This is a genomic window from Nocardia sp. GP40 (assembly GCF_050434125.1).
Lineage (GTDB): Bacteria > Actinomycetota > Actinomycetes > Mycobacteriales > Mycobacteriaceae > Nocardia > Nocardia albiluteola.
Genome location: NZ_JBNPVW010000005.1, coordinates 169,256 through 192,556, shown reverse-complemented (window position 1 = coordinate 192,556; position 23,301 = coordinate 169,256). Strand labels below are relative to the sequence as shown.

The 23,301-nt window shown below is 69.7% G+C and carries 20 protein-coding genes and 1 pseudogene; 15 read left to right on the top strand and 6 right to left on the bottom strand.

What is annotated here, in order from left to right:
- The first annotated feature begins 19 nt into the window (after positions 1-19).
- Complete coding sequence (locus tag ABH933_RS17340; protein WP_429420740.1) at positions 20-784, top strand: MerR family transcriptional regulator; 765 nt, start codon at positions 20-22, stop codon at positions 782-784.
- Positions 785-870: 86 nt separating this feature from the next.
- Here ABH933_RS17340 and ABH933_RS17335 read toward each other — a convergent pair whose 3' ends face one another.
- Complete coding sequence (locus tag ABH933_RS17335; RefSeq protein WP_429420742.1) at positions 871-1,605, bottom strand: TetR/AcrR family transcriptional regulator; 735 nt, start codon at positions 1,603-1,605, stop codon at positions 871-873.
- A 121-nt stretch (positions 1,606-1,726) separates the two neighbouring features.
- Here ABH933_RS17335 and ABH933_RS17330 point away from each other — a divergent pair, with 121 nt between their 5' ends.
- The 4 genes from ABH933_RS17330 to ABH933_RS17315 all read left to right on the top strand — a co-directional run bounded on the left by ABH933_RS17330 (position 1,727) and on the right by ABH933_RS17315 (position 7,853).
- Positions 1,727-3,259: an MFS transporter gene (locus ABH933_RS17330; RefSeq protein WP_429420744.1), complete on the top strand. Its 1,533-nt coding sequence runs from the start codon at positions 1,727-1,729 to the stop codon at positions 3,257-3,259.
- A 47-nt stretch (positions 3,260-3,306) separates the two neighbouring features.
- The gene (locus ABH933_RS17325) at positions 3,307-4,218 is read left to right on the top strand and encodes an NADP-dependent oxidoreductase (protein WP_215916462.1); all 912 of its coding nucleotides are present in this window, start codon (positions 3,307-3,309) and stop codon (positions 4,216-4,218) included.
- Between the two features lie 322 nt (positions 4,219-4,540).
- On the top strand, positions 4,541-5,281 hold the full coding sequence (locus ABH933_RS17320) for a hypothetical protein (RefSeq protein ID WP_429420747.1): 741 nt from the start codon (positions 4,541-4,543) through the stop codon (positions 5,279-5,281).
- Between the two features lie 418 nt (positions 5,282-5,699).
- Entirely contained in the window at positions 5,700-7,853 is a 2,154-nt protein-coding gene (locus ABH933_RS17315) for a DNA polymerase Y family protein (RefSeq protein ID WP_429420749.1), read from the top strand.
- A 7-nt stretch (positions 7,854-7,860) separates the two neighbouring features.
- Here ABH933_RS17315 and ABH933_RS17310 read toward each other — a convergent pair whose 3' ends face one another.
- The gene (locus tag ABH933_RS17310) at positions 7,861-8,829 is read right to left on the bottom strand and encodes a class I SAM-dependent DNA methyltransferase (protein WP_429420751.1); all 969 of its coding nucleotides are present in this window, start codon (positions 8,827-8,829) and stop codon (positions 7,861-7,863) included.
- 111 nt (positions 8,830-8,940) lie between these two features.
- On the opposite strand from ABH933_RS17310, the pseudogene ABH933_RS17305 reads away from it, so the two are divergent.
- The 3 genes and pseudogenes from ABH933_RS17305 to ABH933_RS17295 all read left to right on the top strand — a co-directional run bounded on the left by ABH933_RS17305 (position 8,941) and on the right by ABH933_RS17295 (position 11,456).
- Positions 8,941-9,703: pseudogene (locus tag ABH933_RS17305) on the top strand (alpha/beta fold hydrolase).
- 34 nt (positions 9,704-9,737) lie between these two features.
- Entirely contained in the window at positions 9,738-10,649 is a 912-nt protein-coding gene (locus ABH933_RS17300; protein ID WP_429420882.1) for a sucrase ferredoxin, read from the top strand.
- A gap of 237 nt (positions 10,650-10,886) precedes the next feature.
- Complete coding sequence (locus ABH933_RS17295; protein WP_429420753.1) at positions 10,887-11,456, top strand: GNAT family N-acetyltransferase; 570 nt, start codon at positions 10,887-10,889, stop codon at positions 11,454-11,456.
- A 30-nt stretch (positions 11,457-11,486) separates the two neighbouring features.
- Here the strand turns inward: ABH933_RS17295 and ABH933_RS17290 are convergent, their stop codons facing one another.
- The gene (locus tag ABH933_RS17290; protein WP_429420755.1) at positions 11,487-12,464 is read right to left on the bottom strand and encodes an SDR family NAD(P)-dependent oxidoreductase; all 978 of its coding nucleotides are present in this window, start codon (positions 12,462-12,464) and stop codon (positions 11,487-11,489) included.
- A 176-nt stretch (positions 12,465-12,640) separates the two neighbouring features.
- Here ABH933_RS17290 and ABH933_RS17285 point away from each other — a divergent pair, with 176 nt between their 5' ends.
- Entirely contained in the window at positions 12,641-16,090 is a 3,450-nt protein-coding gene (locus ABH933_RS17285) for an error-prone DNA polymerase (protein ID WP_429420757.1), read from the top strand.
- Positions 16,091-16,119: 29 nt separating this feature from the next.
- On the opposite strand, the gene ABH933_RS17280 is transcribed toward ABH933_RS17285, so the two are convergent.
- Complete coding sequence (locus ABH933_RS17280) at positions 16,120-17,058, bottom strand: hypothetical protein (RefSeq protein ID WP_429420759.1); 939 nt, start codon at positions 17,056-17,058, stop codon at positions 16,120-16,122.
- 282 nt (positions 17,059-17,340) lie between these two features.
- Here ABH933_RS17280 and ABH933_RS17275 point away from each other — a divergent pair, with 282 nt between their 5' ends.
- From ABH933_RS17275 to ABH933_RS17260, 4 genes are all read left to right on the top strand, one after another.
- Positions 17,341-17,655: a hypothetical protein gene (locus tag ABH933_RS17275; RefSeq protein WP_429420761.1), complete on the top strand. Its 315-nt coding sequence runs from the start codon at positions 17,341-17,343 to the stop codon at positions 17,653-17,655.
- Positions 17,652-19,085, top strand: coding sequence for a glycoside hydrolase family 19 protein (locus ABH933_RS17270; RefSeq protein ID WP_429420763.1), 1,434 nt, complete (start codon positions 17,652-17,654; stop codon positions 19,083-19,085). The genes ABH933_RS17275 and ABH933_RS17270 overlap by 4 nt, the downstream gene beginning before the upstream one ends.
- Positions 19,086-19,141: 56 nt before the next feature.
- Positions 19,142-20,251 (top strand): hypothetical protein, encoded by a 1,110-nt coding sequence (locus ABH933_RS17265; protein ID WP_429420765.1) that lies wholly within the window; start codon positions 19,142-19,144, stop codon positions 20,249-20,251.
- Positions 20,252-20,359: 108 nt separating this feature from the next.
- Positions 20,360-20,590: a DUF167 domain-containing protein gene (locus tag ABH933_RS17260; protein ID WP_429420768.1), complete on the top strand. Its 231-nt coding sequence runs from the start codon at positions 20,360-20,362 to the stop codon at positions 20,588-20,590.
- A 31-nt stretch (positions 20,591-20,621) separates the two neighbouring features.
- Here the strand turns inward: ABH933_RS17260 and ABH933_RS17255 are convergent, their stop codons facing one another.
- Positions 20,622-21,074 carry a tRNA (cytidine(34)-2'-O)-methyltransferase gene (locus tag ABH933_RS17255; RefSeq protein WP_245400683.1) on the bottom strand — a complete coding sequence of 151 codons (453 nt, stop codon included), beginning with the start codon at positions 21,072-21,074 and terminating at the stop codon, positions 20,622-20,624.
- Positions 21,075-21,202: 128 nt separating this feature from the next.
- Here ABH933_RS17255 and ABH933_RS17250 point away from each other — a divergent pair, with 128 nt between their 5' ends.
- On the top strand, positions 21,203-21,685 hold the full coding sequence (locus ABH933_RS17250) for a nucleoside deaminase (RefSeq protein WP_429420884.1): 483 nt from the start codon (positions 21,203-21,205) through the stop codon (positions 21,683-21,685).
- Positions 21,686-21,739: 54 nt separating this feature from the next.
- A complete protein-coding gene (locus ABH933_RS17245) occupies positions 21,740-22,060 on the top strand; it encodes a DUF3017 domain-containing protein (RefSeq protein ID WP_372451959.1) in 321 nt (106 codons plus the stop codon).
- Between the two features lie 58 nt (positions 22,061-22,118).
- Here ABH933_RS17245 and metX read toward each other — a convergent pair whose 3' ends face one another.
- Positions 22,119-23,270 carry a homoserine O-acetyltransferase MetX gene (metX, locus tag ABH933_RS17240; RefSeq protein WP_429420770.1) on the bottom strand — a complete coding sequence of 384 codons (1,152 nt, stop codon included), beginning with the start codon at positions 23,268-23,270 and terminating at the stop codon, positions 22,119-22,121.
- Positions 23,271-23,301 lie beyond the last annotated feature (31 nt).

Below are 23,301 nucleotides of genomic sequence, written 5' to 3'. Positions count from 1 at the left end.
CGGGATGGGAGCGAGACGGATGGCGGACTACCGCATCGACGATCTCGCCCAGGCCGCCGGCACCACCGCCCGCAATGTGCGGGCCTACCAGGAGAAGGGGCTGCTGCCCACGCCCACCCGTCGTAGCGGGCGGGCGCTGCTGTACGACGACACCCACCTGGCCCGGCTGCGCATCATCGACTCGCTGCTGCAGCGCGGGTTCACCATCGCGCATATCGCCGACTTCATCACCAGTTGGGAGACCGGCAAGGATCTCACCGAGATCCTCGGGCTGCAGAGCGCGGTCACCGCGACCTGGGGCAGCGCCGAAGAGCCGGTGGAGGTACCGCGGGAGCTGGTGGACACCTTCTTCGGCGAGGCTGGCGCGCCCGGGATCGACCAGGACCAGCTGGCCCGCCTGGAGCAGCTCGGGCTGGTGCGCCTGCACGGCGACACCGTCGAGCTGACCCGGCCCCACGTGCTCGAGATCTTCGCCGGCCTCAGCGCCTACGGCCTGAGCCTGAGTGCCCTCATCGACCTGCACGCCGCGCTGTTCGAGCGGCTCGAGGACATCGCCCGCCTGATGGTGGTGACGGCCAAGGACCACATCGTCGCCCAGCACGGCCCCGGCTGGCTCCCCGAATCCAACGCCGAGATCGCCGAGACCACCGGCATGCTCAACCACTTCCGCGAACTCGGCACCCGCTCGGTGCGCGACGCCCTCGATCAGGCCCTGGACAAGGTGCTGCAGGCCGAGCTCGGCGCATATCTGGAGACGGCGGCGCGTCAGCGCGCGGGGGAGTGATCACCGCTGTGCCGCCCGGTTCAACACGGCGTAATCCGCTGGGCGGGCCCACCCGACCTTGCAATCGCCGGGATATCGCGACGTCTCTATGAAGGGGCGGATTGTGGCTCGGTAGCAGGTATCACCGTGTCGAGTATTCGTTCGAGGGTGAGGTCGAACAGGTCGTCGTCGGACCACGCTCTGTCGAGGAAGCTGGACGCGCTGAGTGTGGGATAGAGCCCGCGCAGGCCGGTGATGTGGTCCCGCGCCTTGGCGAGGACGGCCGAATCGTTCAGCTTGCGCCAGGTGGCATCGGCCATCGCCGTGCCGATGACGAAATCGGCCAGCAGGCGGGCGGCGGAGGCGAGGTCGATACCGGATAGGCCGGCACGGGTCAGCGTCGCGTGCAGGAATTCGGTGCGCGCCAGCACATTCGGGCCCAGCAGAGGCCGCCCCATCAGGCTGGGCGACCAGGGGTGCGCGAGCATCGCGGCGCGCCAGCCGGGCAGCAGTACGCGCAGCGCGGAGCGGGGGTCGAGGCCGGGCTCGGGGATCGGGACTTCGCCGATGACATGGTCGACCGCAAGGTCGAGCAAGTCCTCCTTGGTCGAGACGTGCCAGTAGAGCGCCGTCGAGGACACATCGAGACGCTGGGCGAGGCGCCGCATGGTCAGTTGTTCCGCCCCGAGCGCGTCGAGCTCGTCGACGGCCGTGGCGACGATCCGCTCCCGGGTGAGCGGGGTAGCACGGCGTGCGGGACGTTCCTCGGCGTGACGAAGCCACAGCACGCTGTCGGCCTCCGGCACCGCGCCCTCGCCTGCTCGGGGTTCTTCTGTGGTCACGGTCATCCAGCCTACTCATGGTAAGGCTATTTATCTCTGGTAAGTTGAACTTATCAATGATAAGTTAACTTTCCGACGGTAAATAAGTGCTGATCCCTCAGCTGACGAATCGCAGGTTGAAATGAGTTTTGACGTGTATGAAGCCGATCGGCGGGCTGCCTTCGGCAGGTTCCGCGGCCGAGGCGCGGGGGGTAGCCGACCCCGGACTGCGAATCGATGGATCGCCCTCGTCGTACTGAGCTTCGCCCAGCTGATGGTCGTTCTCGACTCCACGATCGTGAATATCGCACTGCCCAGCGCCCAGCACGACCTGGGGTTTTCTACCGACGATCGGCAGTGGATCGTGACCGGGTACGCACTCGCGTTCGGCAGTCTGTTGCTCCTCGGCGGGCGGCTTGCGGACTTCTACGGACGCCGGAGACTGTTCATCATCGGGCTGGTCGGCTTCGCGATCGCCTCGGCTGTCGGCGGCGCCGCGAACGGGTTCGAGATGTTGCTGCTCGCCCGAATCGTCCAGGGTGCGTTCGGTGCGATGCTCGCACCGGCGGCACTGTCGATGTTGTCGGTGACATTTGCAGACGATCCGAACGAGCGTGGTCGCGCGTTCGGGATCTTTGGTGCGATCTCCGGCGCCGGCGGTGCGCTGGGACTGTTGCTGGGCGGCATCCTCACCCAGGACCTGTCGTGGCGGTGGTGCCTGTACGTCAATCTGATCATCGCCGTTGCCGCGCTCGTCGGCGCGTTCGGATTCCTCGCCGCCGGCGGCCGGCCCGAACGCACCCGGCTCGACGTCTCGGGGACGGTCACCGCGGTACTCGGCCTGGTCGGCATCGCCTACGGGCTCGGCGATGCGGCATCGAAGGGCTGGAACGACTTTCGGACGCTGGGGCCGGTGGTCGCCGGTGTGCTGCTCGTGATCGTCTTCGTGCTGATCGAGCGCCGTGTCAGTCGGCCGTTGCTCCCGCTGTCGGTGCTGCTGGACCGAGTCCGCGGCGCGGCCTATCTATCGATCGGGATCTCGGGAATCGGCGGCTTCGCGGTGTTCCTGTTCCTCACCTACTACCTGCAGGACACCCTGAAGTTCACCCCCATCCAGGCCGGTGCGGCCTTCCTGCCGATGGTCGGATCGGTGATGGTGGGTGCGATCGTCTCGGGGGCGGTGCTCATGCCGCGTACCGGACCGCGCCCGATCATGGCCGCCGGCGGCCTGCTCGCCGCGATCGGAATGGCGATGCTCACCGGGATCGGTGTGGGATCCAGCTACGCCGGGGGCGTGCTGCCGGCCCTGCTCGCTATCGGATCGGGGCTGGGATTGATCTTCGGGCCGGGCCAGAACGCGGCGACCAGCGGAGTGCGGCCGCACGAGTCCGGTGTGGCGTCGGCCATGGTGAACATCGCCCAGCAGATCGGCGGGTCCATCGGGCTGGCCGTGTTCAGCTCGCTGAGCGCGACGGCCACCACGAACTACCTCGACCGGCACGCCGCGACGGCGACGCGCCCGGCCACGATCGCCGAGGCAACTCTCACCAGTTACCACTTCGTCTTCTGGCTCGCGGCGGCGCTGTTCCTGGCCGGCGCCGTACTGGCCGCCCTCCTGTTGCGCCGTGGCCCCTTAGCGGCCGACACCGAAACAGCAACCGTCGCAGTGCATTGAGAACCCGGGAGAACATCTCGCGGTTTCCGTCGAAAGTGAGGATCACAATGAAAGCAGCACAATTCAGCCGGTTCGGAGGTCCCGAGGTTCTCGAGATCGTGGAACTTCCCGATCCACATCCGGGCCCCGGTCAGGTCCGAGTCATCGTGCACGCGGCCGGAATCAACGCCACGGAGTGGAAGCTGCGCAAGGGGGTGCTGAGCTTCGGCGCGCAGCTTCCTCAGACCACCGGGCGCGACGTCGCGGGGGTGGTCGACGAGATCGGCGAGGGCGTCACCGACGTCGCCGTCGGCGATCGCGTCTTCGGTGTCTCCGACGACGGCGCCGGTGCGGCCGAGTTGGCGCTGCTGACGTACCGTGCGATCATCCCGCCGTCGCTCGGGTTCGTCGACGCCGCCGGCCTGCCCTGCGCGCTCGAAACGGCGACGCGCAGCCTCGATCAGCTCCACATCACCACCGCCAGAACGCTTTTCATCAACGGTGCCACCGGCGGGATCGGCAGCACCGCCGTCCAGCTCGCCGTCGCTCGCGGCGCCCGCGTGATCGGCGCCGCGAGCGCTGCCAACCAGCATTACCTGAGCCTGCTGGGCGCAGAGCCCGTGACATACGGCGAAGGCATGTCCGAGCGGGTTCGCGCACTTGCCCCCGATGGCGTCGATGCCGCACTCGATGTCGCCGGAAGCGGCGTTCTACCCGAGCTCATCGACCTGGCCGGCGGCGCACAGCACGTGCTGACCCTCGCCGACTTCGAAGGCGCAGCAGAGCACGGCGTGCATTTCAGCAACGGATTCGCCGACGGCCCTGCTTACCACGCGCTGGCCGAGATCGGTCAGCTGATCGCCGCCGGGCGATTCTGGCTCCCCGTCGACCGGACCTTCCCACTCGCCGAGATCGCCGAAGCACACCGCGCCGGCGAGCGCGGCCACCTCCGCGGCAGACTCGTACTGATCACCAAGTGAAGATCGCATTACCGATGTGGACGAGCGGGCGAACGGTCCGCTCGTTCCGCGCGTTCGACGGATCGACCGCCATCCTGACACCGGTCTCCCGAGCAGCCTCTGCGGCACTCATCTCCTGAGCGAGCACAAACAACACCGCTCGAGCCGCGTCCTCGACCGGCATCTTCCCCTGTGACCTGGCTCGATGTGCGCAGAGCGTTAACCGAGTGCCCCTGCCGGAAAGCGCTACGCATTAGACTGACAGTGTATCGAACATATATTCGACTACTATCGATAGCTGGATCGGTGCTGGGGTCCATTCGATGGAGGTAGGTGGTCGAGAATGGGTTCGCCCGACGAGGTGCAGCGCGAGCGGCTGGAGGAGCTGCGGCGGCGGATGGCCGCGATTCCGGCGCGCGGGGCGGGGGCGTCGGCGCGGGTGCCGCTGGGGGATGCGTCCGGGGGTGCGCACGGTGCGCCGCTGCCGGTGCCGTCCCCGCTGGCCGCGCTGCTGCCCGAGGGGGGGCTGGTCAAGGGGGCGGTGGTCGAATATTCGGGCGCGGGCTCGTTGCTGACCGGGCTGCTGGCGGCGGTGACCGCCGCCGGTGGGCATGCCGCGGCGGTCGCCCTGCCCCGGCTCGGCCTGCTCGCCGCGGCCGAGATGGGCGCCCATCTGGGCCGGTTGGCCGTGGTGCCCGACCCGGGGCCTGATCCGCTGGAGATTGCCTCGGTGTTGCTCGATGGTCTGGATCTGGTGGTGCTCGGCCTCGGCGGCCGCGCGGTGCCGCCCAGCCGCGCCAAGGTGCTCGCCGCGCGCGCCCGCAGCAAGGGCGCCGTGCTCGTGGTGACCGGGGGCGCCTGGAGCGGGTCGGTGCTGCGGATCGATGCGCGGGTCGCCGGTTACGACGGCCTGGGCCGCGGCCGCGGCCGCCTCCGCACCGTGCGCCTGGACGTGTGCGTACGTGGCCGCTCGGCCCCGCCCCGCACCGGCCAACTCGCCCTCACTCCCCGCGAGGGTCGCGTCGAATGGGTTGCCGGGCAATCCGATTCGGTATATGCGACGGCGACCGAGGCGGTCGGATGATGGGGGGCGATTCGGTATCGCGGTGGAAGCCGGAGCGTCGCAAGTCTTCGGATGCGTCGAGGGGGTTGCGGCGCATCACGAGCAGGCGGTGGTGCACGCTTATCGGGCAGCGGCGCGCCGGAGTGGGCGGTGGTGCACGCCGATCGGGGATATGTGGCCCTCCGGTGCCGGCATCCGATCCGTCACCTCGGTGGAAGACCAAGTGTTGCAAGGCTTCCAGGGTTGGGCTGCCGATGCCCGGTCGGCTGCTGTGGCCTGTGTCGCCCGCGGATCGCGGCCGATCTGCTGGCCATCCGTGTGCGGAGGGCGGCCGCATGGCCACTCCCTTCGTGGCCGCGCCCGTGTGCGGGGCGGTCGGACGACGTCCGGATTCGGCGGCGTGCCTCCTCGACCGGTCGATCACCGGACGGCTGCGCCGATGAGGGCGCGGGGCGGATCCCGGGTGCTGGCGGTGTGGTGCCAGGACTGGCCCGCGGTGGCCGCGGGCGCGGCGGCGAATATCTCGCCGTCGCGGCCGGTGGTGGTGCTGCACGCCAATCGGGTGGTGGCGTGCTCGGAGGCGGCTCGGGCGCAGGGGGTGCGGCGCGGGTTGCGGCGGCGGGAGGCGCAGGCCCGGTGTCCCGATCTGTATGTGGCGCAGTCGGATCCGGATCGCGATGCGCGGCTGTTCGAGCCGGTGGTGGCCGCGGTGGATGCGACGGTGCCGGGGGTGGAGGTGCTGCGGCCGGGGCTGCTGGTGCTGGCCGCGCGGGGCGCCGCGCGGTTCTTCGGCTCGGAGGAGTCCGCGGCCGAACGCCTGGTCGATGCGGTGGCGGTGACCGGAATCGAATGCCGGATCGGGATCGCCGACGAGTTGTCCACCGCGGTGCTCGCCGCGCGCCGCGCCGCGCTGGTGCCGCCGGGTGAGGGGGCGCGATTCCTGGCGCCGCGGCCGGTGTCCGAGCTCGCCGTCGAGCCGAGCCTGGCCGGTCCGGGGCGCGACGATCTGGTGGACCTGTTGCACCGCTTGGGATTACGGCGCATCGGCGATTTCGCCGCGCTGACACCGGCCGAGGTCGCCTCCCGCTTCGGCGCCGATGCGATCGCGGCGCACCGCTGCGCCCGCGCCGAACCCGAACGCCCACCCTCGGCCGCCGCGCCCGCACCCGACCTGGCCGTGGAATACCCCTGCGATCCCCCGATCGAGCGCGTCGATGCCGCCGCCTTCGCTGGTCGCCTGCTGGCCGCCCGGCTGCACGAGCGACTGGCCGCCGCGTCGTCGGCCTGCACCCGGCTGACCGTGATCGCGCACACCGCCGCCGGAGAACGCCTCGCGCGCACCTGGCGCTGTGCCGAACCGCTCACCCCGGAGACCACCGCCGACCGCATCCGCTGGCAGCTCGACGGCTGGCTCACCCACCGCGCCCTGCACGGCGCGGCCGCGGACGACTGGGCCGGTATCGCGACGGTCGGTAGTGCGCCGGAGGGTGGGGTATCGAGGCCCAGGGGAGATTCGGGTGGCGGTATAGCGACGGTCGGTGCACCAGGTGCCGAGGCGCCGATACTCGGGGTATCCGAGGGGGGCGCAAGGGGTTCCGGCGAGGAAGAGTGGACCGGCCCAGCCGCGATTGGTGGCGGGCCGCGGACCGGGGGAGGCGGTGTGCCGCAGTCCGGGGTATCGAAGCCGCGAGGATCTGGTGCTGAGACAGGCTCGGAGACAAGGGATCCCGGCGAGGGCGAATGGGCCGGTCCCGCGACGATCGGCGGCGGTGCGGAGCTGAGGGGGGATATCCGTCGGCGGGGTGCCGGAAACGGTGGTGGGGCGTCGCCGGCTGGGGAGGCTGTGCGGCGGACAGAGGGAGGGGGGAGGGACGGAAACGGTGGGGGCCGAGGTGATTCCGATACCGATGCCGAGGAGTTGCGAACGCCGGAGAGCGAGCGTTGGGGGGCGAGAAGGAATGCCGGGGCGGATGGCCGATCGCAGATGCGTCGAGGAGGGGCGGTCGGTGGTGCGCCGGCGGCGCCGATCGTGCTGCTGCGCCTGGAACCGGTCGAGGTGGTGGCGGCCGGAGCTCTGCAGCTGGGACTGTGGGGTGGGGTCGGCGAGGAGCAGGAGCGGGCGCGGCGGGCGCTGGTGCGGGTGCAGGGGCTGCTGGGCGGGGAGGCCGTGCAGGTCGGCATGCTCAGTGGTGGTCGCGGTCCCCTCGATCGCATCACGCTGATCGCGCTCGGCGACGAGCAGAACCCCGCCGCCGATCCGGCATTGCCCTGGCCCGGCCGGCTCCCCGAGCCCGCCCCCGCCGTCGTGCTGATCAACCATCCCCCGGTGTCGCTGGAAACGGTTGCCGGAGAACAGGTCTGGGTCACCGATCGCGGCGTTTTCACCGCCGAGCCGGGCCTCCTGCGCTGGGGCAGCAAGCAGTGGGAAGTGACCGGATGGGCCGGGCCCTGGCTTCTGGACGAACGCTGGTGGGCCGGTGAACATCCTGGTGGCTACGCCGTGCGCGCCCAGGTCCTGCTGGACGCCGCGGTGCGTGCCCTGCTACTTCTCGGCTATGACAACGCCTGGCATGTGGAGGGCCTCTACGAATAACCCGGGATCACTCGGGCAGCGTCCAGACCAGCGCCATGCTGAACGGATGCCCGAGCAGGTTCGCCCATTTCGGCTTGGTCGCCAGCCAGGCTTGCTCGACCAGGGCCTCGGCAGCCTCGTCCAGGCGCCAGCCCGCCTCGACCCCGGCGGCGACGTGCTCGCTGAGCAGGTGCAGATGGGTGCTGATCGCCAGCGGTTCGCCCGACTCGCCTGTGTAGTGCGTGGGCATTCCGGTCACCATGAGGAACTGCGGGTGGTAGCTGACCAGGACGAAGATGCCGCCCGGCGCGGCCAGCCGCCGGGCCTCGGCGTAGAGCGGGGCGAGTTCGGGCAGGTGCTCATCGATCAGGGACGAGATCACCAGATCGTAGGCGCCGCCGGGTAATCCGCTCTCGCGCGCGTCAGCCCGGGTGAGCGTGGCGTGTGCGCCGCGCTCGCGGGCCACGCCGAGCATGCCCTCGCTCAGATCCACCCCGTCGATCCGGTCGATTCCCCGTTCGCGCAGCCAGTGGCCGGTCCGTCCGGTCCCGCAGCCCAGGTCCGCGGCCCGGCGGACGCGACCCCAGGTCGGTCGCCGCAGCCGGTCCAGCAGCGCGATGTCCATCTCGTCCATGACGGTCTGCTCGTAGGTGGGGGCCCATCCGTCGTATCCGGTGGCGACATCGACGGTGGGGTAGTTACGGCGATCGAAATCCGCGAAAGTCGGCATGGGGCAGTATTGCCGGTCGGAGCGGGCGGCGGCCAGGGGATTTCCGCACAGTTCGCCGCGGTCGATGCGCCCGGGAGGATCGTCGTCGTTTGCGGCCCGGGCTGCGTCCATCACCGCGAACGACCGCTGCGCCGTACACATCGGCATGTGCGTGAACGCCGGCGTTCGGGCGCTGGTGTCCTGGTGGGCAGGGATGCGCGGGGTCGCAACGGTCGCGCTCGTGCTGGCTGTGCCGCCGACCACCCAGGCCGGTTCGCGGGCATGCATGTACGGACCCCGGCGGTTGAGGTGACGGCAGTCTCAATAGCCTGGCCACTGCTATGACTCCCGGCACATTCGGCGGCGTGGGCCCCGACGGGGCACGTATTCTGGCTGATCGTGGAGTTGACGGTTGCCGGGGTCTCGCTGCGCGGCGCCCGTATCGCCTATCGCGATACGGGTGCGACGGACTCGGCCCCCGGTCCCGAGGCGCCGGTGGTGGTGCACGGCATGGGCGGGGACGGGCACACCTGGGATCGGTTCGTGCACCGGCTGGTGCGGCTGGGCCGCCGCGTGATCATCCCGGATCTGCGCGGCCATGGCCGCAGCGCGCACACCGGCTCCTATCAATTCGACGAGTTCGGCGCGGACATCCTGCAGCTGTGCGAGCGGCTGGGGCTGACGTCGGTGGATCTGGTCGGGCATTCGCTCGGCGGCTACGCGGTGTCGTGCGTCGCGATCGAGCGGCCCGGCCTGGTGCGGCGCTTGGTGATCGAGGAGCAGCCGCTGCCGATGCGCCAGGGTGACGAGCAGATGGCCCTCACCCGTCGCCTGCCGACGGCGCCGGAGCTGTGGCACGCCACCACCAGCCTGCTGCGGCATCCGCGCGCGGTGCTGGCCTTCGACCGATCGATGACCAGGGCCGCGCTGGAACAGTTCCGCAGGCCCAATCCGCAGTGGTGGGACCGGCTCGGCGAGATCACCGCACCCACCCTGATGCTGCGCGGCGGCCCGGGGGGGCATGGTCGACCCGGACAAACTGGAGCACTTCCGCGCCCGCGTCCGGGATTGCACGATCGAATCCTTCGACTGCGGCCACAGCATCCACCGCGACCGCTACCACGAGTTCTCCGCCACGGTCCTGCCGTTCCTCGGGCACTGACGCCCTTCTCTATTGTGAAACCGTGTTCGAAGGAATGTCGTGCTCGGCCGCTGCCGCGGTGGATATTCCCCTGCCGGGTAGCGCCACGCGGGTGACCGGATGGCTGTGCGTCGAACAGCCCGGGGCCTGGGGACGCGATGTGATCGGCGACGAAGTGCTCGGGAGCCGGATCACCGCTGAACTTGCCGCCCATACGAAGGCCGCCGGGGTGCGCCCGACCCTGATCCGGCGGCCGGGGCGGAGCGAATTCACCGGTGCGCGAACGGTTCTGATCGCCTCGACCGGCCCGCGGGATCCCTGGTGCGAGCGGCTGGAGATCAGCGACCTCGAGCAGCTACTGGACCTGGACCTGCAACTGCTGAACGGTCCCGCGCCCGGAATCGGTGCGCGCGTGACGGATCCGGTGGTGCTGGTATGCGCGCACGGCAAGCGCGATCAGTGCTGCGCGCTGCTGGGGCGTCCGATCGCGGCGGGGCTGGCCGGGGTGTATCCCGAACAGGTCTGGGAGTGCTCGCATACCGGCGGTCATCGGTTCGCGCCCGCGATGGTGCTGCTGCCCGGCGGGCTGACCTATGGGCGCGTCGGCGAGGACGCGGCGCTCGATGCGGTGGCCGCTTATAGTCGGAATGATCTGTCGCTCAATGGATTCCGTGGACGCAGCTGTTACACGCCCGTCGAGCAGGTGGCGGAAATCGCTGTGCTCGAGCAGCTTTCGCCGGATCGATCATCGACGGATATCGAACTTTCCGTCGCCTCGATATCCGATGCGATTGTCTCCGGTGATCCCGCGACCTTCGCCGGAGCCGCCCTGGTCACTCACCTCGATGGCCGCCGATGGCTGGTCACCGCGCATACCGTCGCGCACGCGCCGCGCCAGGCCAGTTGCGGCGCCGCCCCGAAGCCCGCTACCGCCATCGTTGCGGACCCACCCCGGCCCCTGCCCTGAACGAGGTTGTCTCACTCGGGCATCGGCAACTGGAATCAGCCCGCAACTGCTGATCGCTCATGCCCTGGACTCGGCCGGTTACTCCATGGCGCCCGCGCCCGATGAGCAGATCGCGATGGACTCCGGCCGCATGTGGTGACGACGAGACCCATGACGCCTATATCGGCAGAGCGACGCAGATGCGCCGGGTCGTGAAATTGCGTTGCTGTTCCGTGCCGGTGGCGGCACGATCGGACGATGGACACCGAACGACCGCAGGCGCTGGCACCCGGTGTTGCCCCGCCCGAACGAATCGAACTCGACGGCTTGGTGATCCGGCGCTGGCTGCTGAGCGACGCCGAGGCGCAGTTGCAGGCGATCGAGGCGTCGTACGACGAACTGCACAGCTGGTTGTCCTGGTTGGCTGAGCCGCTGACGGTGGAGAAGCAGCAGGAATACTTCCGGATGAACGTCGCGGACTGGCCCGTCAACGGGAACTGCAACTACGGCGTATTCGATTCCGGTGGAACCCTGCTCGCCTCCCTCGGTCTGCACGATCAGGTCGGGCGCAGGACGCTGGAGATCGGATACTGGTGTCACACCGAGCACACCGGCCGCGGCGTCATCACCCGTGCCGCGGGCGCGGTGACCGAGATCGGGTTGTCCTTGCCGGGTATCGATCACATCGAAATCCATTGCGACGTAACCAATGAGCGCAGCGCGGCGGTGCCTCGCCGCCTCGGCTACCGACTCGATCGCATCCAGGAGCGCGCACCCCGCGCCCCAGCCGAATCCGGGCGGGAGATGATCTGGGTACGTGACCGTTAGCGTCCGTTCATGGTGAAGGCTCAGGCCTTCCTACCAGTAGGTGCCCGGTACCAGGCGGGCCGCCCGGCGCAGGGCCGTGCGGGTGACGCGCCCGGCCGGTGATTGCGGGCGTCGCGGCTTGCGTTGCGGCGCCAGGGATTCGGGGCTCACCTCGGGATCCGGGGCGGATTCGCCCTTGGCGGCGGGGGAGTCGGGCAGCGCGCGATAGTAGCGGTGCAGCACCCGGTCCTTGATACGCGGGGCGAACAGCGTGCCGTATTCGGCCAGGGTGCCCAGCGGGACGTCGATGCGCTTGGGGCGCTCGGTCAGTGCGCGCACGATGGTCGCCGCGGCCCACTCCGGGGATTCCGAGGGGCCCTGGTTGCCGCTGGGGGTGATCATCGGGGTGCGCACCAGCGGCATGTGGATCGTGGTGAATGTGACGTTGTCTGCGAGCATTTCGGCCGCGGTCACCTCGGCGAACTTGTCCAGTGCGGCCTTGGAGGCCAGGTAGGCCGCGAAACGCGGGGTGGCGACCTGCACGCCGGCGCTGGAGATGTTGACGATGTGCCCGAACTTGCGCTCGCGCATCTGCGGCAGCAGCGCCAGCGTCATCCGCACCGCGCCGAAGTAGTTGACCGCCATGGTGCGCTCGAAGTCGTGCATCCGGTCGGTGGAGCGGTGCACCGCGCGGCGGATGGAACGTCCGGCGTTGTTGACCAGCATGTCGACGTGGTCGTGCTCGGCGAGGATGGTCTTGACGGTCTGGTCGACCGATTCGGCATCGGTGACATCGCAGCGGTATCCGTATGCCCGCCCGCCCGCGGCGTCGACCTCCCGCACCACCTCGGCCAGTTCGTCCTCGCGCCGGGCCAGCAGCAGCACCACCGCGCCCTTCGCGGCGACCGCGAGGGCGGCGGACCGCCCGATGCCGGAGGAGGCGCCGGTGATGAGCACATGCTTGCCGGTCAGATCCCGGCGGGCGCGCCGGCGGTCCACGTAGTTCCCGGCAGCGTGGTTGTCCGTCATCAGTGCTCCCTTGCAGGTCGATTTGCCATTAACTTACTCCAGAGTAAGTTCCGGTGCCACTAGGGGTTCGTCACAGTTTCGATCCGCGTCGGCCGCGTCCACGGTCGAGCACTTGACATATCAGGCAACCGGATATCGAATATTTGTTCGATACGAGATGGTTCGCGGAGGTGCGCATGGGCTGGGGCAGTGGCCCGCCGACCTGGTCGGAGATGGAGCGGGTGCTCTCCGGGCGGCCCGGCCGCGCCCCCGAACCTCCCGGCGACGGCGGCGACAGCCCGGCCTGGTCGCGCAGGCGCGGGGAGTATCGGGCGGGCGAGCGGCCGCGGCCCGGCGGACCGGTGGTGCCGTATGCAGAGCTGCACACCCATTCGGCCTACAGCTTTCTCGACGGCGCCTGCCAGCCCGAGGAACTCGTGGAGGAGGCGGTGCGACTCGGACTCGAGGCGCTCGCGCTGACCGATCACGACGGGTTCTACGGCGTGGTGCGGTTCGCGGAGGCCGCGGCCGAATGGGGGCTGCCGACGGTGTTCGGCGCGGAATTGTCGCTGGGTGCGGACGCAATGACCGCACGCCGGGGAGACGAGGGTGCGGTGCGGCGCGATAGCGAAGCCGGTCGCCGGAACGCCGGGGAGGGTGCGATGCGGGCGCCGCGGAGGGCGGGCGCGGGATCGGCCGATTCCGAACCGCGTGCGGGCGCACCGGATCCCGCGGGCCCGCATCTGCTGGTGCTGGCGCGTGGGCAGGAGGGCTACCGTCGGTTATCACGTGAGATCTCGGCCGCGCACATGGCGGGCGGGGAGAAGGGGATCCTGCGCTACGACCTGGACCGGCTCACCGCGGCGGCGGGCGGGCACTGGCAGATCCTCACCGGATGCCGCAAAGGTCATGTGCGTCAGGCGCTTGCCGACGGCGACGCGGCGGCCGAGGCGGCGCTGCGGGAGCTGATGGAGCGATTCGGCTCCGACCGGGTGAGCGTGGAACTCACCCAGCACGGCATTCCGCAGGACGACGAGCGCAATGCCCGGCTCATCGCCCTGGCCGACCGGGTGGGCCTGCCGGTCGTCGCCACCACCGCGGCGCATTTCGCGACCCCCGGCCAGCGGCGGCTGGCGATGGCGCTGGCGGCGGTGCGGGCCCGCCACAGCCTGGACGATATGGACGGCTGGCTCGCGCCCGCGGGCGGGGCACATCTGCGCTCCGGCGCGGAGATGGCGCGGCTGTTCGCGGATTGCCCGCGGGCGGTCGCCGATGCGGCTGCCCTGGCCCGCGAATGCGCCTTCGATCTGCAGCTGATCGCGCCGAAATTGCCGCCGTTCGAGGTCGAGTCCGGGTACGACGAGAGTTCCTGGCTGCGCAGGCTTACCTATGAGGGTGCGGTGCGGCGCTACGGCCCGCCGTGGGAATACCCGAAGGCGTACAAGCAGATCGAACATGAGCTGCGGGTGATCCAGGAGCTGAATTTTCCCGGCTACTTCCTGGTGGTGCACGATATCGTCACCTTCTGCCGCGACAACGACATCCTGTGCCAGGGACGGGGTTCGGCGGCCAATTCCGCAGTCTGCTACGCGATCGGTATCACGAATGTCGATCCCGTGGCCAATGATCTGTTGTTCGAACGATTTCTGTCGCCCGAGCGCGACGGTCCGCCCGATATCGATATCGACATCGAATCCGATCGCCGCGAGGAGGCGATCCAGTACGTCTACGCCCGCTACGGCCGCGAATACGCCGCCCAGGTGGCCAACGTAATCACCTATCGCGGCAAGTCCGCGGTCCGCGATGCCGCACGGGCACTGGGGTTTTCGACCGGCCAGCAGGATGCGTGGAGTAAACAGGTGAGCCGCTGGCACGGGGTCGCGCAGGAGGTCGATTCCGATATTCCCGCCGAGGTGCTGGAGCTGGCCGGCCGGATCGAGGGACTGCCACGGCATCTGGGCATCCATTCCGGCGGCATGGTGATCTGTGATCGGCCCATCGCGGACGTCTGCCCGGTGGAATGGGCCCGGATGCCCGGCCGCAGCGTGCTGCAGTGGGACAAGGACGACTGCGCCGCGGTGAAATTGGTGAAATTCGACCTGCTCGGCCTCGGGATGCTCTCGGCGCTGCATTACATGATCGATCTCGTGCACGAGCACAAGGGGCATCGCGTCGACCTGTACCGGCTCGACCTCGCCGAAGCCGGTGTCTACGAGATGCTTTCGCGCGCCGATTCGGTGGGGGTCTTCCAGGTGGAATCCCGGGCCCAGATGGCCACCCTGCCGCGGCTCAAACCGAAGAAATTCTACGATCTCGTCGTCGAGGTGGCCCTGATCCGGCCCGGTCCCATTCAGGGCGGTTCGGTGCATCCCTATATTCGCCGCTACAACGGGAAGGAGGAGATCACCTACGATCATGACGCCCTGCGTAATTCGCTGTCCCGGACGCTCGGCGTGCCGCTGTTCCAGGAGCAGCTCATGCAGATGGCCGTGGACGTGGCCGGTTTCACCGCGGCCGAGGCGGATCAGCTGCGCCGGGCCATGGGTTCCAAGCGATCGCCCGAGCGGATGGAACGACTACGCGAGCGGTTCTACCGCGGCATGCGTGAATTGCACGGTATCGAGGGAGAATTGGCGGACCGGATCTACGAAAAGATCTATGCCTTCGCGAATTTCGGTTTTCCGGAGAGTCATTCGCAGAGTTTCGCCTCGTTGGTCTTCTATTCGGCGTGGTTCAAACTGCATCATCCGGCGGCGTTCTGCGCGGGCCTGCTGAACGCTCAGCCGATGGGATTCTATTCACCCCAATCGCTGGTTGCGGACGCCCGGCGGCACGGGGTGGTGGTGCACGGTCCCGATATCAACCACAGCCTCGCCGCGGCCACGCTGGAACCGGGCGGTACGAGCGAGTCAGGGCCGGAGGCGGCAGCGGAGCCCAATGGAGACAGCACACAGGTGCGGCTGGGGCTGGCCGCGATCCGGCACATCGGCGCCGAACTGGCCGAGCGTATCGTGGCCGCCCGGGGGAGCGGGCCCTACACCTCGTTCCTGGATCTGACCGGCCGCGTGGAACTCACTGTGCCGCAGGCCGAATCGCTGGCCACCGCTGGTGCACTGGACAGTCTCGGGATCGGCCGTCGCGAGGCGCTGTGGGCCGCGGGCGCGGCGGCGGGGGAGCGGGCGGACCGGTTGCCCGGCACGGGTGCGGCCACCGCCGCCCCCGCACTGCCCGGCATGAGCGAACTGGAGCTGGCTGCGGCCGACGTCTGGGCGACCGGGGTCTCGCCCGGCAGCTATCCGACCGAATTCCTGCGCCCGCACCTGGATGCGCTCGGGGTGATCCCGGCGGCGAGACTGCTCGAGGTGCCGGATGGCTCGAAAGTGCTGGTGGGCGGAGCCGTCACGCATCGGCAGCGCCCGGCCACCGCGGGCGGGGTCACCTTCCTGAATCTGGAGGACGAGACCGGCATGGTGAACGTGGTGTGCTCGGTGGGGCTGTGGCAGCGCTATCGCCGCATCGCCCAGGGGGCGTCCGCGCTGCTGGTGCGCGGGCGCGTGCAGAACGCCGAGGGAGCGGTCACAGTCGTCGCGGAACATCTGCAGCGCATGGATTTACGCGTCGCGTCGCGTTCGCGCGACTTCCGCTGAGTGGCCGCCCTCCTCGCCGGGCCGCCGAGTCAGAAGCTGCTGTCGCCTCCGCCACCGCCGCCGTCGAATCCGCCACCGCCACCGTCGAATCCGCCGCCGCTGTCGCCGCCGAAGTAGGAGTCGCCGCCCCCGCCGCCGAACTGCTGGTCGCCCTGGTAGCCGCCCTGGTCGTAGCCGCCGCGGTCGTAATCGCGGTCGCGCTCCTCGTCCCGGCCCTCCATCTTGCCCAGCTCGTAGCCGAGCAGGCCGCCGCCGACCGCGCCGATGCCACCGGCCATGCCCGGGCCGATGCCGCCACCCCGGCCGTAGCCGGGACCGTAACCGCCGCCGCCGTAGCCGGGGTCGCCGTAGCCCGGGCCGCCGGGGCCGTAGCCGCCGGGGGCGCCGCCGCCGAAGCCGCCGCCACCCCGGCCGCGCCGCCGGAACACCGCCACCACGGCCGCCACGATCAGCCCGATGATGATCACCGGGCACAGGATGCCGAACAGTCCGATGTGGCCGCGGCTGCTGGAGTGCGAGGCCTGCGGGCCGGTCGCATTCGTGCCGCCCGCCTGGTTGAGGGTGGTGGCCAGCGATTGCAGCGCGGCTACCGTCGCGCCGGTGTAGTTACCGGTGCCGTAGCCGCTCTTGAACGCGGAGATCGCGGCCGAGGTATCGCGGATGTGGGAGTTCGAGCCGGTCCTTATCGCGATTTCGTGGGGCTTGGTATTGATGGCGATGACCACGTCGGTCGCGCCCGTGACGTGCTTGCGCGCCTCGTTGTCGAACGCCGTTGAGCCGCCCGGGAATGCATTGACGGTGTAGATCTTCACCGGGTCGGACAGCGCGTTGCCCGCGGTGGTGACCTGCCCGCTGTCGAGGATGTTCGCGGCGTCGTCGATCGTGACCGGACCGGCCGTCGCCACACCCGTGGTCGTCAGAAACGTCGCCGCTGCCATCGCCAGCAGGACTGCAAGTCGTTTGGCCATACCGCACTCTCTGGGTTGTACAGGGACACTGCCGCCCCGTCCGTATGCGAGCCTACCGAACCGGTCGGACAAGACCATGCGGTCCGGATTCGGCACGCGCATCCCGTGAGTTCCCAGACTTCGCGGAGATATTCGTCCGGGCCGTTCCGGCGGGTGCGTTTGGCGACTAATGGGGTGCGTTTCAGGAGTGAGGGTGCGGATGTGGCCTTGTTCGTGACAAGGCCGTCGACGCTGATTACGGTGCCGGATATCGGTGGGAAATCATTCGGGCAAGGGGGATGGATGATGTCGAATTCGTGTGTTGTCGATTCCGATGCCGTGCGGCGGTTCGGGGCCGTCGCACGCCGGGCATGCCGGGAGATCGATGGCTCCCCGGGCGCGGAACTCGGAACCGTCGGGCTGTTCGCGCGGCTGGTTCCGCACAGCGTGGTGGTGCACGCGTGGTGCGAATCGGCAAGTACCGCGGCCGATCTCGTGCAACGCAGCGCCGATCGTTTCGGGCGCCTGGCCGAGCACACCGACCGCGCGCTGAGTGCGTACCTCGAGGCCGATCTCGCGCACGCGGGGCTGTTCGCCGGGCTGGAGGTCCGGATATGACCCCGCCGCGGTCGGTGCTGGAGAACTGGCGCGCCCTGGAGGCGGCCGATCGGGTACGCGCCGAATTCGACCGGCGCATCGGGGATCTGGAGGCACTGTCCGCGGCGGTGCGCGCGGAATGTCATCGGCTCGACGGCGCCGGCTGGCGCGGTGCGGCCTTCGAGGCGGTGCTCGCCACCGTCGAGGCCTCGCACCGGCACAACCGGATGCTGTGTGATCACGCCGAGGGCCTGCGCGATGCGGGTGTACGAGCCCTGTCCGATCTGCACTATACGGCGCTGGCGCTGTTGGACTACGTCGCCGATGCCGAGGCGGACGGTTGCACGGTCGCGCAGGACTGGACCGTCACCGCCGAATCCGCGGCCGGAGCGGAATGGAGCGAGGTCATCGGTGAGGCCCTGGCCGCCGTCGAGCGCGCCGAACAGCGAGGCAGACAGGCGATTTTGGCCGTGGGCCACGAATTGCGGCACCTGGCCGGCGCGTTCGGCGGCGATCTCGGGCCGCGGTCCTCGGACCCCCATGTGCCCGGCCCGACCGGCGACGATTCGCCCGAGCAGACCGGCCATGGTTTGCCCGAGCAGTCCGGCGACGATTCGCCCGCGCGGACCGACGACGATTTGCCTGGGTGGGCCAGCGATGCGAGCAGACTCGCGGCCTTGAACGGTCGACCGGGCTGCGCGATGTCGAACGGTACCGGGGCCGATTCGTCGATGCTGCCCGCCGTGGGGGCCGATGCGGCATCGAACTCCGAACCCGCAGTCCTGGACGAGTCTTCGGCTACGGAAGTCGCCGCTGCGGTAGACAGCGGTCGAACGGAATCTGCCATGGAATTGGCTGCCGCGCAGCATTTTCCGCTGTCGGGGACCGATGTCGCCCCGACACCCGGTCCGGGGGTTTCCGCCGAACAGCTCATCGCGATCATGCCGGATCTGCCGATGGATCAGGCGCGGGAGTATCTGCCCGCGCTAAACGCTGCCATGCAGGAGGGCGGGATCACCACACCGCAACGACAGGCGGCATTTCTGGCACAGCTGGCCCACGAGAGCTGCCAGCTCCGGTATTTCCAGGAGCTCGGCGACGACGATTATTTTCACCAGTACGACCTGGGCCGGCCCAATGCCGCGGCCGGCAACACCGAGCCGGGTGACGGCCCGCGCTACCACGGGCGCGGTCCCATTCAGTTGACCGGTCGTGCCAACTACCGTGCCGCGGGGCAGGCCCTGGGCCTGGATCTCGAGGGTGATCCCGAGATTGCGGCCCGTCCGGATGTTGGCTTCCGAATCGCCCAGTGGTACTGGACATCTCGCGATATCAACGCGCTGGCCGACGCGGGTGATTTCGCCGCGGTCACTCGCGCGATCAACGGCGGCTACAACGGCATGGAATCCCGGGAGGCGTTCTACCGGCGGGCGCTGGGGGTGCTGGGATGAGCCCGGGCGGCATCCCGGCCGCTCCGCCGCGCCCTGCGCGCCCGCGCCCTGGCCTTATGGGGATCTGCCGCCTGCCCGCGCTGGCGCTGATGGTGTGGGTTCTCGTTGCCTCGGGATGTGCAGGCGGGGTATCCGGGTCGGCGGCGGTCCAAGCGCCCGCACTGATGAGCAATTCGGCGCCTGCGGCCGCGGCGGGTCGCCCGTTCGTCTTCCGCTCCCGGACCGAACTGGTCCTGGCCACCGCCGAGCGGGTCCTCGCGCGGTACCCGGGCGTCTACGTCGATGCCGGTTTCGCGCAGGACAATTCGCATATTTACGCACTCGACGAATCGGGTGTGCTCACCGCGATCCGGGTGGCCGACGGCATACGGCTGCCGTGGCGGGTTGATTGCGGTTGCGATCGGGTCTTCCCGCTGCACGACTCGGAGGTCGGCTGGTGGCAGGAGCCGGGCCGGCTTATGCAGGCCGATCTGCGCGATCCGGATCCCGCTGTGCGGGCGGCGGTTTCGCTCCCGTTGCCGATGCCGGTCGTACCCGGTGCAGCGGTGTCGGGGCCGCGGCTGCTCGCGGCCGGGGAGCGGATACTGATTCTCGACCAGCTGGAATCGCCGCCCGGTGCATCCTGGGGTGTCAATCACCTGTCCCTCGTCGACATCGGGACGGGATCGGTGCGGGCACTGGGGCCGGTCGAGGGCGTCAACACCGCGCTGGATCGGGCAGTGCTGCGTCCCGACGGGCAGGCCGTCGCCCTGTCCGGTCGGGTGCGGGACGGAATTGCCTGCGGCACAACGCGTCTGCTACGCATCGACCTGTACCGTGAGCGGCTCGAGGCAGTCGAGCTTCCGGCGAGCCACAGCTGCTCGGAGCTGGCCGATCTGCGCTGGGACGACGCCGAGCTGACCGTCACGGATACAACGTGGGAGTCACGATCCCCGGACCGGCTCGCCACCGCGGTCTGGAGCAGATCCGGCACGCGCTGGGATCGGCGCGGTGACGACCGCACCGTCAGATACGGTGCGCTGACATCGGAGGTGGCGCTCGAGATCCGCCGCACCGGTCACGACCGGCCCCACGGATCCCACTCGGGCGATCTGGTTCTCGCCGCCGCCGGAGACTCCCTCGTCCTCGCGCACGACGTCCTGGACCTGAGGCTTTCCCATGGGTGAGCCCACTGTGCGTACCTCCGCCTTCGCTCCGGCGGTGCGCGGTGTACCAACGGCTGCGCAGGCAGCGCCGATTAGGCTGCGGTCACCCCGCCGAGCCAGGAGCATCGCATGCCGACCGTGGTCCGGGCGACCGTCACGCCCAACAGCCGCAAGGGCCCCGTCGTCGAGACCCTCGACGACGGCACCCTGCGACTGTACGTGCGCGCGCCCGCGGTCGAAGGAAAGGCGAACAAGGCGGCGATCGAGCTGCTGGCCAGGCACCTCGGCGTGTCCAAGGGCTCGGTCCGCCTCACCGGCGGCGCCACCTCGCGCTTCAAGCGCTTCGAGATCGACGCCTGAGGCACCCTCCGAGACAGGGCAGCCCGCCGACTCACACCCCGCCGGGAAATCCCAGCTGTCGCCACGCCTCGTACACCGCGACCGCCGCGGCATTCGACAGGTTCATCGAGCGCCGGCCCGGCAGCATCGGGATCCGCACCTGGTCGGTGATGTGCGGATCGGCGAGCACCTCCGGTGGCAGCCCTGTCGGCTCGGGACCGAACAGCAGCACGTCGTCGGGGCGGTACACGATATCGGTGTTGCGCGTGGCGCCGCCGGTGGTGAAGGCGAACACTCGGTCCGGGCGAATGGCTTTCCAGGCGGCGGCGAGATTTTCGTGCACCGACACCGAGGCGAGGTCGTGATAGTCCAGCCCGGCGCGACGCAGCTTCGGCTCGGACAGATCGAACCCCAGCGGCTCGATCAGATGCAACGAACATCCCGTCCCCGCGGACAGCCTGATCGCATTGCCGGTGTTCGGCGGGATGCGCGGCTCGAAGAACATCAGCTTCAACACAGCAGGAGACAGCCTCTCGTCACGTCCGGCTGCGAGAACTCTACGCGTGGTCCGGGCCGTCCTGCGGCGTCGGCCTGGTCACCGCCGAGCGCTCCCGTCCTAGGATCGGCACCATGATCAGCGCCGACGACCACACCTACCTCGCACGCTGCGTCGAACTCGCCGCGCGCGCACTCGACCTGGGGCACGAACCGTTCGGCTCGCTGCTCCTGGCAGGCGATGCGATCGTCGCCGAGGCCATCAACGAGGTCGGCGGCGGTGATGCGACGCAACATCCGGAGTTCGAGTTGGCGCGCTGGGCCGCGGGCAATCTGCCCGCCGATCGGCGCGCCGAGGCGACCGTCTACACCTCCGGCGAGCATTGCCCGATGTGCTCGGCCGCGCACGCTTGGGTGGGGCTCGGGCGCATCGTCTATGCCAGCTCCACCACCCAGTTGACCGCCTGGCGCGCCGAACTCGGGCTGCCGTCCGGCCCGGTCCGGCCACTGCCGATCAACGAGGTCGCACCCGGAATTCCCGTCGCGGGTCCAGATCCCGAACTCGCCGACCAGGTTCGCCGGCTGCACGTCCGGCACGCCGAGCGGAGCCGGGGCGACTGACGTCCGAGCCGACTGACCACCGCGCCGCCGCCGGGTGAATGCGAGAATCTGGGGGTGACCGATGCGCCCGCGACCACTCCGCCCACCCGCCCGCTCGGATTCCTCGGGTCACTGCGCAACCAGCTGCCGATACTGCTGGTGGCGGTGGTGCTGCTGGTGGCCGTGGTGTTCATGGCGCAGGACCGATGGCGGCGCGGTGCCCTCTTCATCGGCGGCGCACCGCTGCTCGCGGCGGTACTGCGGCTGGTACTGCCCGAGGCGCGGGTCGGGTTGCTGGCGGTGCGCAGCAGACCGTTCGACGTCGGCGCCTACGCGGTGCTGGGCGGCACGATCATTGCCCTGGCGGTCACCATCAGCACCCTCGGCATCGGCTGAGGCACTACGGCGCCAAGGCACTGCGGCCCGGTGCCCCGCCGAGCCTCGGCTGACCCCGCTACAGCGAGTTGCGCGCCAGATCCATCGTCTGAACCAGCAACTTGCCGACCGCCTCGGTCTCGGTCAGGAATCCGTCGTGCCCGTCGCGCGAGCGCACGATCTCGAGCCGCCGGCATCCGGGGAGCAGATCGGCCAGCTCCTGCTGGGTGTGCAGCGGATACAGCCGGTCCGAGTCGACACCGCCGACCACGCAGGGCACCGCGGTCGCGGCCAGCGCCGCGGCCACCCCGCCCCGGTCGCGGCCCACGTCGTGACGATTCATGGCGTCGGTCAGGAGCACGTAGCTGGCCGCGTCGAAGCGCGCGGTCAGCTTCGCGGCCTGATGGTCCAGATAGCTCTGCACCGCGTAGCGGCCGCCGTCGCGGGGGTTCTCCTCGCCCTGGGCGCGGTTCTCGAAGCGGTGGTCCAGCTCGAAATCGGTGCGATAGGTCAGGTGCGCGATGCGACGGGCGATGCCCAGACCGCTCGTCGGCGTGCGGCCGGTGCCGTGATAATTGCCACCCTGCCAGTCCGGATCGGCCGTAATGGCCGCGATCTGCGTTGTCTGGGTGCCGATCTGGTCCGCGGTGGCGCGGGCTCCGACGGCCAGCACCAGCGCGGCTCCCACCCGCTCCGGGTGCCCGACCATCCACTCCAGCACCCGCATACCGCCCATCGACCCGCCGACCACCGCGGCGAGCCGGTCGACGCCGAGCAGATCGAACAGCGCCCCCTCCGCACTCACCTGGTCGCGGATGGATATGCCGGGGAACCGGGCTCCCCAGGGCCGCCCGTCCGCGGTGATGGACGCCGGGCCGGTGCTGCCCTTGCATCCGCCCAGCACGTTGGTGGCGATCACGCACCACTCGTCGGTGTCGAGCGGTGCGCCGGGCCCCACCACGCCGTCCCACCAGCCGGGCAGCGGGTGCAGCGCATCGGGCGCGCCGACCACATGCGAGTCGCCGGTCAGCGCGTGCTCGACCAGCACGATGTTGTCCGCCGCGGGGGACAGCTCACCCCAGCGCTGCACGGCGAGCTCCACACCGGGGATCACCTCGCCGCTCTCGAGGCGGATATCGCCCACGCCGATGGTGCCCAGCCGCCCATCCGGTGGCGGCAGCAGCCGTGCTGCCCGGGTACGGGACGCGCTCCGTTCGATGCTCACGGTCACCGTGCCACCGCCGCGCGGGGCGGCGTGGTCC